At 29.8% G+C, this 12213-nt stretch carries 10 protein-coding genes; all 10 read right to left on the reverse strand.

What is annotated here, in order from left to right; all coding sequences use genetic code 11:
• Position 1 precedes the first annotated feature (1 nt).
• On the reverse strand, positions 2-877 hold the full coding sequence (rfbA, locus tag MARIT_RS12100; RefSeq protein WP_100211648.1) for a glucose-1-phosphate thymidylyltransferase RfbA: 876 nt from the start codon (positions 875-877) through the stop codon (positions 2-4).
• 79 nt (positions 878-956) lie between these two features.
• Complete coding sequence (locus MARIT_RS12105) at positions 957-2090, reverse strand: DegT/DnrJ/EryC1/StrS family aminotransferase (RefSeq protein WP_157926280.1); 1134 nt, start codon at positions 2088-2090, stop codon at positions 957-959.
• Positions 2091-2105: 15 nt separating this feature from the next.
• Positions 2106-2720 (reverse strand): sugar transferase, encoded by a 615-nt coding sequence (locus tag MARIT_RS12110; RefSeq protein WP_100211649.1) that lies wholly within the window; start codon positions 2718-2720, stop codon positions 2106-2108.
• Positions 2707-3129 (reverse strand): acyltransferase, encoded by a 423-nt coding sequence (locus tag MARIT_RS12115; protein ID WP_197706278.1) that lies wholly within the window; start codon positions 3127-3129, stop codon positions 2707-2709. Before MARIT_RS12115 ends, MARIT_RS12110 begins: the two co-directional genes overlap by 14 nt.
• Positions 3129-5048 carry an NAD-dependent epimerase/dehydratase family protein gene (locus tag MARIT_RS12120; RefSeq protein WP_100211651.1) on the reverse strand — a complete coding sequence of 640 codons (1920 nt, stop codon included), beginning with the start codon at positions 5046-5048 and terminating at the stop codon, positions 3129-3131. Before MARIT_RS12120 ends, MARIT_RS12115 begins: the two co-directional genes overlap by 1 nt.
• A 3-nt stretch (positions 5049-5051) precedes the next feature.
• Positions 5052-6452 (reverse strand): hypothetical protein, encoded by a 1401-nt coding sequence (locus MARIT_RS12125; protein WP_100211652.1) that lies wholly within the window; start codon positions 6450-6452, stop codon positions 5052-5054.
• On the reverse strand, positions 6424-7119 hold the full coding sequence (locus MARIT_RS12130) for a hypothetical protein (RefSeq protein ID WP_157926281.1): 696 nt from the start codon (positions 7117-7119) through the stop codon (positions 6424-6426). The genes MARIT_RS12125 and MARIT_RS12130 overlap by 29 nt, the downstream gene beginning before the upstream one ends.
• A 435-nt stretch (positions 7120-7554) precedes the next feature.
• Positions 7555-8838 carry an MATE family efflux transporter gene (locus MARIT_RS12135; RefSeq protein WP_162288616.1) on the reverse strand — a complete coding sequence of 428 codons (1284 nt, stop codon included), beginning with the start codon at positions 8836-8838 and terminating at the stop codon, positions 7555-7557.
• Positions 8839-9977: 1139 nt separating this feature from the next.
• Complete coding sequence (gene pseB / locus MARIT_RS12145; protein WP_024740433.1) at positions 9978-11009, reverse strand: UDP-N-acetylglucosamine 4,6-dehydratase (inverting); 1032 nt, start codon at positions 11007-11009, stop codon at positions 9978-9980.
• A gap of 109 nt (positions 11010-11118) precedes the next feature.
• Complete coding sequence (locus MARIT_RS12150) at positions 11119-12207, reverse strand: Wzz/FepE/Etk N-terminal domain-containing protein (protein ID WP_024740434.1); 1089 nt, start codon at positions 12205-12207, stop codon at positions 11119-11121.
• Between the last annotated feature and the right edge of the window lie 6 nt (positions 12208-12213).

Raw genomic sequence — 12213 nt, forward strand, 5'->3', positions numbered from 1 at the left:
TTTATTTTTTCGCCAAATTCAGTAAATACTGTCCATATGCATTTTTCATCAACGGCTTCGCTAATTTAACTAACTGTTCTTTATCTATATACCCCATATAATAAGCAACCTCCTCTAAACAAGCAACTTTTAAACCTTGTCTTTTCTCTATGGTTTCAATAAACTGACCTGCTTCCATTAAAGAATCGTGCGTTCCTGTATCCAACCAAGCATATCCTCTTCCCATTAACTCTACTTTTAATGAATTTCTTTTTAAATATTCTTGATTAACCGTTGTTATTTCCAGCTCACCTCTATCAGAAGGGGTCACATTCTCTGCGATATTGATTACACTATTAGGATAAAAATACAACCCCACAACAGCATAACTCGATTTGGGTTCTTTAGGCTTTTCCTCAATAGAAATTACATTTCCCGATTCATCAAATTCCGCCACTCCATAACGTTCAGGATCATTTACGTAGTATCCAAAGACTGTCGCCTTATCCTCTACTTCTACATTTTCTTTAGCCTTTTGTAACATCTTAGTAAGTCCGTGCCCATAAAAAATATTATCTCCCAAAATTAGGCACACATCATCCTTTCCTATAAATTCTTTTCCTATAATAAAGGCCTGTGCCAATCCATCTGGTGAAGGTTGTTCTTTATAAAACAAATGAACTCCTAACTCCTCTCCAGTTCCTAAAAGCTTTTTAAAATTAGGTAAATCTTCTGGAGTTGATATGATTAAAATATCTTTAATACCCGCCAACATTAATACTGATAGCGGATAATATATCATAGGCTTGTCATACACAGGGAGTAATTGTTTAGAAACTCCTTTTGTTATTGGATACAATCTAGTTCCAGATCCTCCTGCTAATATTATTCCTTTCATAATTTAGTATTGTTATGTTTTACAAAGCATCGTTAAAAATATCAGCCTTTATATACTACCCCTTATTATACCTTTATCCTTATTTTTTTATCAATTTATATATTGACTCCCTTATCCTAACTCTATCAGCATCCGTCAAATTAGATCCCGAAGGTAAGCATAAACCATTCTCAAATAATTTTTCTGCAACATCCTCCCCATAATAATTATAATCTTTAAATACAGGTTGTAAATGCATAGGCTTCCATAAAGGACGAGACTCTATACTATCTTCTAATAAGCTTAAACGTAGATCCTCCCTTGTAAACCCTGTTTTGATACTATCTATCACAATAGCGCTAAGCCAATGGTTTGAAAAATAACCTTGAGTTGGCTCATCAAAAACAGTTATTCCATCAACATTCTTAAATAGGGATCTATAAAATTCATGATTAGCTCTCCTATTATGGACATGATTATCTAATACCTCCATTTGTCCACGTCCAATACCAGCAGTAATGTTGCTCATTCGATAATTATACCCCACTTTTGAATGCTGATAATGAGGCGCTTCGTCTCTAGCTTGAGTTGCTAGAAAAATAGCTTTTTGCTTATCTCCTTTTCTTTTACAAACTAAAGCTCCCCCTCCTGAAGTAGTAATAATTTTATTTCCGTTAAAAGACAAGATACCAAAATCACCAAAAGTTCCACATTTCTGTCCTTTATAAGTAGCTCCTAATGCCTCTGCTGCATCTTCTATCAAAGGTATTTCATATTCCTTTGATATTCTTACTATCTCCTGCATCTTCGCTGGCATTCCATATAAATGGACTACAATTATTGCTTTCGGCTTTTTTCCCTTACTAATTCTATCTTGAATAGCCTTTTCCAAGACTATAGGACACATATTCCAAGTATCTTTTTCGCTATCTATAAAAATAGGATTTGCCCCTTGATATCTTATAGGGTTTGCTGATGCAGAAAATGTCATGCTTTGGCAAATAACTTCATCTCCTAAACCAACACCTAGTAAAATAAGCGCCAAATGAATGGCTGATGTTCCAGATACCAAACAAGATACCTGAACTTCTCTTTCAAGGTATTTTTCTAAATCGTCCTCAAAACCATTTACATTTGGTCCAAGCGGAGCCACCCAATTCGTATCAAAGGCTTCTTTTATATATTTTTGCTCACCACCTCCCATATGAGGTGAGGATAACCAAATTTTATCCATTTTTGCTTTTTAAAATTATTTATTATTTTTTCCCATAAATGTCTCCATAGTAGCATTAGTCTTTGAGCTTATTCCCTTTCTATCTAAAACCTTTTTTATTGTTAAAATCAATATTTTTAAGTCTATAAGAAAATTTACATTGTCCACATACCATGTGTCTAACTCGAACTTACGTTCCCAAGATATCTCATTTCTACCATTTACCTGTGCCCAACCTGTAACACCAGGTTTTACATTATGTCTTCTTTTTTGTTCTGGGGTATATCTTTCTAAATATTTAACTAGCAATGGTCTTGGTCCAATTAAAGACATATCTCCTTTTAAAACATTTATCAATTGAGGAATCTCATCTAAAGAATTTGACCTAACAAACTGACCTATTCTTGTAATTCTTTTTTCATCTGGGAGTAACACTCCTTTAGAATCTCGCTCATCCGTCATTGTTTTAAGTTTTATTATTTCAAATATCTCATCATTTTTGCCAGGTCTCTTTTGTAAAAAAAATACCCCTCCTTGGTTTATTTTTAGTAAAACAATGACTACTAACAACACTGGGAATAAAACTATCAATCCTATAAGAGATAAAAGTACATCTATAATCCTCTTAAAAAAACAACTATATAATTTCATTTATTAACTGTCCTTTGTCATTTAACTTAACTCCTTCCTTGATTACTTTTGCTGGATTCCCAGCGACAATGCAATTGCTTTTTATATTCTTTGTAACAATTGCTCCCGCTCCGACAACAACATGATTACCTATCGTGATCCCTGGCATAATTATAGAATCGACTCCTATAAGGCAATTGCTTCCAATGTGAGTATCTAGTTTTAGCGATCTTAAATGGTCATGTGCTAATATTAAACTATTTGCCAATATCCATGTGTTATCTCCTATATAAATGCCACTAGGATTTATACTTTTATCTAACCTTGCTTTATAAGATATAATAACATTTTTACCTATATTCATTCTATACCTTTTCCTTAAAAATAAGGGATATATCTTTGATAAAAAATTCCAAAGTAACTTTCTCATTAATTATTATTTTTAATAATAGCTGTAACTATATTTTTTAACGATTTTCTTGGTTTCCACCCTAAGTTTAATAACCTATCTCCATTAATCATGGAGCTAGATCTAATAGTTTCATCTTCTCCATAAGCGATGGTGTCATTCTTATTGGGTAATTGCCTTTTTACTTCCTCACAATATTCTCTCATACTTACATTTTCTCCACTAACATTAAGAACACTATTATCTAAATCTTTACTTATCAGATATTTCACAGCTTCAGATACGTCCTCAATATCTATCAAATTTGTATTATTATTAGGATTCGCTATCACTATTTCTTGACCTGTAATATAGTTATGTACTATTTTCCCAAAAAAACCCAACTGATTCATCTCATTTGTATTCAGTATCCTAGGAAAGCGAAGGTGTATTATTTTTGTTTGAACGCTATATTCATTTATAGATGTGAAAAAATCTTCTATTATAATTTTTTGAAAAGCATAACTTGTTTTAATTACAATATTGGATTCTTCTGTTTTGGATACATTTAATTCTTGATCATAAACTGACTGTGATGATATATTAATTATTTTAGGAATTTTTGCTTTGGCTATTTTAGGAATCATTTTATAAATATACCTTACTGCATCAAACTTTAATTCATCCTCTTCAAAAGCAAGAGCACTAACAAAATTTATTAAAATATCACTCTGAGTAAAACATGTCGTTAATTTATTATCATTATCTGCTACTATCTCAAAAAATGAACCTTGAAACATCTCCCTATATTTAGCCATAGATGTAACTCTGCTAATAAGATAAATTTTAGAATACTCATTAAGATCTAATGATTTAACAAAATGTTTACCCACAGAACTTCCTGCCCCTAAAACTGTTGCAATTTTTTTTCTTTTTTTGCTCTCTACCACTGGTATCGTAGTACAGGCTACTTGTCTTACTCCTACTTTGTTAATAGCATACCCATCAATAAATGCTGGCTTGTCTAAAAAATTTCTTACTAAATAATCTACTTCGTTAAACCCTAATAATGCTCTATTACCTGTAATTCCAGTAAACCTCATGTTCATTTCAAAAAAGAAAAGGCCTTTCGGAGTAATTCTTCCCTGTATGTTTACTGGACCTTTTACCTTTTTATCTTCTAAAAGCGGGACAAATTTCAAAATCTCATCCAAATGCTCAAATTTCTTTGGATTTATTGGTTCAATAAAAATAGGGACACCATTTTTTAATGTATTCTTAGAAATAAAAGTAGCTGTATGCTTAGAGTCTTTATTAAATAAAATTTGAATAGAAATCTCAGATTTTTGAACAAAAGAACCACTTTCAACAGCTTTTTTTATCGATAAATAGTTAGGATCTTCTTTTTCTGGAAATAAATACGGTTGTATTATATCTTCTTCTTTTAAAAAATGTAAATCCTCAATACTATTTACAATAGTTATACCCTGAGAAGCAGACCCTCCACTAGGCTTCACTATCGCAGGGAAAATACTTGTATCTATATTTAAATTAAACTCTTTTACAGAAAATGTTGGTACAATTTTGCACCCTTTTGAAGCAAAATAAGTGTACCAATCTTTCTTATCTCTACTAATTTCTGTAATAGAAGGTTCAGAAACTAATACTTCTATATTATTACTATCAAACTCTTTTAAATTATTTGCAAATAATGTTAATTCATGATCATGACCAGGTATTATGATATCTACATTGTTTTCTTTACAGATTGCTATAATTTCTCCTATATAACCATCTGCGTACAAACTTCTTACTTGGTAAAATTTATCACAAAAACTATGAGCATAAACGTTTCTATTACCATCACAACCAATTATTTTATAATCTCTTTTTAAATTTAAAGAATCTATAACAGATTGCCCAACTCCAGAACCTACACAGGTTACCAATACTTTTATCATATTTTATTTCAAAAGTTTGTTAAATTTTTTCTTGTCAAAGGTATCATATATTCCTGAAGAACTAATATTTTTTTTAGATGCATTTGATACAAAAAAAGAAAAATCTTTTATTCCATATAAATATTTAAGCCCTTCAAATTTAGAATCTAATTTCTTTTTAGAATCTAATCCATTAAACATAATTTTACCTATCTTTTTCCCTAAACTTAATGCTTCATATACTACTGAAGAGTTTTCTCCTATTATAACCTCATGCTTTAATACAGAGATCAATGAGTCAATGTTTTTATTATCTAGAACTATATTCTTTCTATTATGTAGCTGCTTTTGCTGAGCTGAGCTGAGCGCTTCTTGCGGATGTAGGCGAATACTGAAACTATATGTACTATATTGCTCAGCTAACTCCAACGTAGTCTTCAATATTTTATCCGTAATTGCTGGAGAAGAAACCATCAATACCGTTTTCTGATTTACTTCTATATCAGCCTTCACCAATAACCAACTATTATATGCCCAACCAATATTAACTTGCTTTTTTATAGGTATCGAAAATTGTTCTCCAATCCATTTAACTCCGAAATTCAAAAAAATATCTGGGTCGATTTCTGGTTGATAATCTCCTGTGTACAATACCGTTTCAGAATGTGTAATACCATGTTGTAATTCCAAAACTTCTATGTTTTTGACCTTTGCTGCCCTAATAAATGGTAAAAAAACAATTCTATCTACCACAAATATTTGCCTCGCACCTATAGCTTTTAATATTAAACTAGAAAAAAAATAATGTATTAAAAACTCTCCTATCTTGTAGGAAATAATTGACCTAATCTTTTTAGATAAAGAAAAATACATAGAAGCATCTTTAACAAGTTTATGTATCTTTTTACCATAAATTATATATATAACAGGAGCTATTAGTACCCCAATTAATTTTGATGTGTAATCAATAAAATCAGAAATTTTATAATCCGCATCTTCATTATATCTAGGACTGAATTGCTTCCCACTTAGGTTTCTTTGTAATACTAGTGTATTGCTTTTAAGATTTGACTGCGCTATTAGTGGGTCAGTAAACTTATCAAAATAGCCCTCATCTTGCTGACTTAATCTAGGAAATGCAAGTACCAAGTATTTGTATTTTTTTCTTCTTAAAATTATGCCGATAAATTGAAAAAACGATGTGACATAGTTGAAAAGAACTTCTCTAAAAGGTATTCTTACTTTTGTTGTTCTATTAGTAAATCCTATTTCTTTATTTATTTTGTTAACTCGAACAGGGAATCTTACAAGCCTCCAAACAGCTACTCCCAAAATTTTAAAAGAATATAGATTAAGACTCTTTTCTTTTATTTTTATCTCTTTCAGAATCTCATTTTCACTTCTCATATAAACGCTCTTTATCATTTAGACTATTCTTTTCTATGTTATTATTAGATAACAAGGCAACCATAATAAACAAAACAGGGACAAAATCAAATAACGTTAAAAATAAAACACTATCTGTATAACTTCTTACAAGTATTGAAAAGAAGATACCACTTAAAAATATCTCTTCTCTAATCAATTTTATCAAACTTGTAATAACTATAGGTATAATAACAAAAAATGCCAAACCAGAAAAGTAATGCAATCTTATATATGAGTTGTGCGGATTCAAACCATAATGTTGGAACCAATAATTATCTTCATAATTATAACCAGTGAAAAAAGTTATTATATCTATATTTGACAAATAGGCTCTTTGTATAATCCCTCTTGATGGAGAAGATACTCCATCCTTAGAAAATTTACTAAACACTTCGATATTCTCAAATATTATTTTTATCGAATCCCAATTTGCGATTGCAAATGCTATAATTGGAACTATAAAAGTTATAAATAACCTCATTTTAACCAAGCGCTTTTGGTATCTAATCCTTAACCATAAAACTAACAAAAAGATTAACAATGTTGTTAAAATCCCAGACCTACCGATAGCTAATATTGAAAAAAAAACTGCCAATAAAGCTGGTAAAATAGGTATTACTTCCTTTTGCTTATATTTGATAACATATATTATTGCTATATTCATTATTAGAATAATGGAAACATAATTTTCGCTAACCGTTCCGTTTAATACGCCAATCAGATTTTTATGAAGAATAAAATATGTCAATAAATAAAAGCAAAAAATATAAAAAGGAAATGATACATACCTCGTATTAAAACGATTAGAAAATATAAAGTAGCCCAATATAGGGCTTGTCAAATAATAGATTGTAAAAGGAGTTAGCGTGCCATTTATCAACTGCACAACCAGCGTATATCCAAAAATACAACTCATTCCCAAAAAAAACTTTTTATGAATCTTTAAGAATACTTTTTTATTTCGAATTCTAAGGCCAATGTATAATACTAGCAACAATAAAAAAGCAAAAATCACGTAACGAACCGAAGCAGTAAACAAATAATAGATACTGGCTAAAAATAAATAAATACTTAACAGAATAGACCTCTTAAACATAATCTATACATCTACAATTTTAGAATTCTTAAAAATACTTTTTATTAGCTTCCATGTTTGCATAATTCCTTTTGCATTTAAACTTAAAAAAAGAATCAATGGCCCTAGGTACAAATAATTAAATTCATTATAAGAAATGGTTATTACAAAGCTCAATATAAACGGAAGCATCCATTTTAATGGAAATACATCTAAAAATGTATATTTGAAGCTATTTTCTTTATGAATTAATTTTCTACCTAAATAGCAAATAACAAATATGTAAATACAATAAGTTATCATTGTTGCTAGGATGATATATTCATAATTTAACTTCAAAATAATTACAAAAATATAATTTAAGAATATATTTAACACTAAAGCCAAAAATGCTACCAAACTAATCTTTTTTTCCTTCTCTTTGGCTATTAATAATTCTTGATAACCAAATGAGTTTATATAGATTACTGCTGTTAAAGCAATTATTGAAAATACTTTTACCGTAGAATTATAAACTGGAAAATATAATAATAACAAAGGATAAAATAATATAATTAGATGAATTGAAAGGTGAGATATTGTAACATAAGAACCTCTTAAAAAATTTAACAATTCTATTGTTTTTTGATTTTCTCCTTTTGAAAATCTATTCAATAGTTTTGGAAAAATTAAAAATGACATTGATTCAAATAAAAGTAACACAGAACTTGCTAACGTAAAAGCAAATGTAAAGTATCCAAATTCATTCACGGAATAATAATTCCCCACAAAAGTTCTTGTGGTAATAATAATTAAATAAAAACAAGCATTATAAATAAATAAATAGATCCCCTTAACCTGTACTTCCTTAATCAACTTCCAACTCACAAAAGGTTTAAATGAAACTGGTGATGTAAGCAAGTAAAACAAAAAGGACAACAATGATGCTACAAGTGAAATTTTAATTAACATAAGTAGTAATTCCTCTTCTTTGTAGAACATAATGACAAAGAACATTAGTAGAGGTTGCGCTGTTTGGTTAAAAACAATAGCTCCTAACTTACCAAAGACTCTAAAAACATTTGAAAAGAAAAGATTAAAATGGTTTAAAATAGCAATCATTACAACGTACGGAACAAAATTACCAAATAAATACTTAGAACCTATATCAATGGATAAAAAGGATATTATTAAAAAAAACAAACTTATCAAAAAAGAAAGAATGCATAATAACGTTACCCCAACACCTATAACTTGAGAAACATACTTAAAGTCAGATTTATGTATTGACGCAATCGCATTCGTAGCATTGGATATTCCAAAATTCATTCTCAATAAATACTGTAAAACCAACATTACAAATCCCCAAACACCTAAATAATAAACACCAAGATACTTTGCTATTAGTAAAGAATTTAAAAATTGGAGCCCATATGTAGCATAGCGACTAGATGTGTAGAAAAAAACTTTATTTTTTAATAATTTTAGAAAAAACATATTTTCATTAAGCTTTAGAACAGGTAAGACTTTTTTTCCTCTACCGTTCCAAAAGCCTTTTTCTTATTTAAATTCATAATTATATTTTACTTAGGTCTTTAAAATTCTTATTTGCTATAGGCACAGGAGCTTTAAAGGTTCCTTCAAACTATTTTTTTTTCTCTAATACTCCGTTATTATTATAAGCCTATTTCATATTCAAGAGAATATACTTAATATTTACTTCTCTAATTCTCCTCTGCTTTAATATTTCTTACAACATATAATAATCTACTTAAAACTTCTTTTCTTTCTTGTACTACCATAAACAATTTCGATAGGTTTTTTAAATTATCAAATTAACTTTAATCATATTTACAAATTCTTCTTTCATTCATAACAAAAGAGCTCTTTATATACTAATTGGCTTTTCTATAGTTCTAGAGCCAAAAAAGATTTTCTCTCAATTACGACAATAATTCCTAATCCATTGTCAGAAAGATCGAGCCGTATTAACATTTAGCCATTACTTAACGATGGAATAGGTTATCTCATTAAAAAACAACACCCCTCTATTATTATTCTAGTTAAAATAATCATTGTTTGTTCTTCTAACACAACCTGTTATCTTAATTACATATCGTAACATTTGCTCTCCTAAAAAATTGATTTACTTTTTATTAATTCTCTAGTTTCTTTAAAATTTAGTAAATAAGTATCTGGTATTTATACCAAAAAAGCAAATAAAGTTTGTAAAAATAATTAGGCGGCTGTAATTACCTTCTATCTCGTTTTTTATCCATCTCTAAAATAGGTTAACATTATTCTGAAGTTCTATTATTGATAGCTATCTCGTATTTAGTTTCTATATAATTATTAACCCACTCTGAGCTCTCTTACCTTCTTAAACTAAGAAATTAGCTTACCTGTAATAACTTAACTATCATCCCGTTCCAACTACTGTTTTCCGTGTACATTCTTAAATAATCTCATCATACTACAAAATCTTCATCTACATGCTTCACAACTAACTCGCGTAAACTCTCTACCGTTTCCCAATCTGAATTAGTGCTAGAATCGTATGAAAAACCTTTGGGAACATCTATTCCTTCAAACTCTTTCTTATATTCCTCTTTTGAGTATTGTGAATAAGGTGACTGTTGAGGTAAAATCACATAATACTTCCCTATATCAACCGTATTATATGAATCTGAAGATGTTATCATTTCTTCGTGCAACTTTTCTCCTGGTCTAATACCTATTATTTTATGCTCTAATTCTGGAGCTATTGCGGTTGCAACATCCGGCACTCTGTATGATGGTATCTTCGGAACAAAAATTTCTCCTCCCCATGCTTTTTCTATCGCATAAAATACCATTTCACACCCATCTTTCAATGAAATATTAAATCTAGTCATTTTTGGATCTGTCAAAGGCAAAAACGATTCTTTATTTTTCTTTTTCTTTAAGAAAAATGGCATAACAGAACCATTTGACCCCATAACGTTTCCATACCTAACAACAGAAAACTTAATGTCTTTATTACCTTTTATATTATTTGCTGCTATAAACAACTTATCCGATGCTAACTTAGTAGCCCCATATAAATTTATTGGTGCAGCAGCTTTATCTGTCGATAGGGCTACAACACTCTTCACTTCGCATTCTAAAGCTGCATCAATAACATTTTCCGCTCCATTGATGTTTGTTTTTACGCATTCCATTGGGTTATATTCCGCTAAATGAACATGCTTCATCGCTGCTGCATGAATTACAACATCTATTCCTTTAAATGCTCTAATTAAACGAGCTTTATCCCTAACATCTCCTATAAAATATCTTAATTGCGGGTATTCTTTTTCTGGAAACTCTTGAGCCATTTGAAAATGCTTTTGTTCATCTCTTGAAAAAACAACTAATTTTTTCACATTAGGATAACGCTCCAAAATAAGTTTGGTAAACATTTTTCCAAATGACCCTGTTCCTCCTGTTATTAATACTGATTTATTATTTAAATCTAACATCTATTTCCTATTTGATAATATTCAATTTTTACAAATAAAAGTACAACATTACCTTTCTTCATTTTTTTATTAAAATTCGGTATGCAATAGTACTACCACTTGATTAACTCTACATTCTTTTATCCAGCTTTTTAAACCAATCTTTAGCTAAGACTGTTGCACCTCCAATAATAACTCCTAAAAGCAACCAAACAGCCAAAATTATTATTCGTCTAGGTTTCGACTTCATAACAGGTACACTCACTGGTTGTATTACTGTAAAAACGGGTGTATTTTCCTTTAACTTTATTCTTTGCATTTCTAACTGCTTGGCTACTTCAGAATACACACTATAAGCAAGGTTATATTCTGACTGGAGTCTTTCTAAATGCGATTGAGAGCGTGATGTCATTAAGTTTCTATTTCTATCTCTAAAATTAGCCAAAACAGTTTGTTTTACTTCAAAATTATTCTTCAGCTCATTATACCTCTCTTTTATAAAATTAAATTCATCTTGTACCTTTTCTGTTTTAAAATCAATTATTGCTCTTTGTAATAACTCTTGTACTTTTTTAGCCATTTGTGCAGCAGGTAGCGCCTCTGGCATTGAAAAGGAAATTTCTATAAAACCATCTTTACTATTAACTACCAAGCTTAACTGTTCTTCTAATTGTTTAGAAAGATCATTTTCCTCTATTGATACTCTATAAATAGTATCTTTGATAGATTTAGGATCTATTACCCCTTCTTTTTTAAATAGACTTGATAGCTTACTGGGAAGACCTATGGTATATTCTTTAATAAAAGAAAGTACCCCTATACCTTTATATTTCTGATAGTAATCCTTGTAAGTAATCTCTTCATCCTTATTAGAAAATTTCAAAAATGTATTTAACACCTCCTTTTGAAAAGGAACACTCCTTACAATTTTAGGATATAAATTAGGAGAAATGTTACTAGCCGTATTCGCCCCTCCTAAGTTGATTCCAGCAATAGCTGCTAATCCACCTAAATTACCTCCAACTTTATTATTCGCACTTTGAGGAACAACAATAGTTGAAGCTATATATTCTTTCTCTGAAAAAACTGCGACAAACAAACCTACTAATCCAAAACAAACAATAAATCGAATAACTGTTTTTTTACCTCTTCTAATTATTTTATATAATTCTAATAAATCTATTTCAGACTCCGTCCCACTCGAACTTACATTACTCATTGCCTA

Source organism: Tenacibaculum maritimum NCIMB 2154, assembly GCF_900119795.1.
GTDB lineage: Bacteria > Bacteroidota > Bacteroidia > Flavobacteriales > Flavobacteriaceae > Polaribacter > Polaribacter maritimus.

Coding starts and splice junctions, on each gene's coding strand:
- pseB (WP_024740433.1), bottom strand. CDS start 11,009: ATGTTAGATTTAAATAATAAATCAGTATTAATAACAGGAGGAACAGGG.
- MARIT_RS12150 (WP_024740434.1), bottom strand. CDS start 12,207: ATGAGTAATGTAAGTTCGAGTGGGACGGAGTCTGAAATAGATTTATTA.
- rfbA (WP_100211648.1), bottom strand. CDS start 877: ATGAAAGGAATAATATTAGCAGGAGGATCTGGAACTAGATTGTATCCA.
- MARIT_RS12125 (WP_100211652.1), bottom strand. CDS start 6,452: ATGATAAAGAGCGTTTATATGAGAAGTGAAAATGAGATTCTGAAAGAG.
- MARIT_RS12110 (WP_100211649.1), bottom strand. CDS start 2,720: ATGAAATTATATAGTTGTTTTTTTAAGAGGATTATAGATGTACTTTTA.
- MARIT_RS12130 (WP_157926281.1), bottom strand. CDS start 7,119: ATGAATATAGCAATAATATATGTTATCAAATATAAGCAAAAGGAAGTA.
- MARIT_RS12135 (WP_162288616.1), bottom strand. CDS start 8,838: ATGAATTTTGGAATATCCAATGCTACGAATGCGATTGCGTCAATACAT.
- MARIT_RS12115 (WP_197706278.1), bottom strand. CDS start 3,129: ATGAGAAAGTTACTTTGGAATTTTTTATCAAAGATATATCCCTTATTT.
- MARIT_RS12120 (WP_100211651.1), bottom strand. CDS start 5,048: ATGATAAAAGTATTGGTAACCTGTGTAGGTTCTGGAGTTGGGCAATCT.
- MARIT_RS12105 (WP_157926280.1), bottom strand. CDS start 2,090: ATGGATAAAATTTGGTTATCCTCACCTCATATGGGAGGTGGTGAGCAA.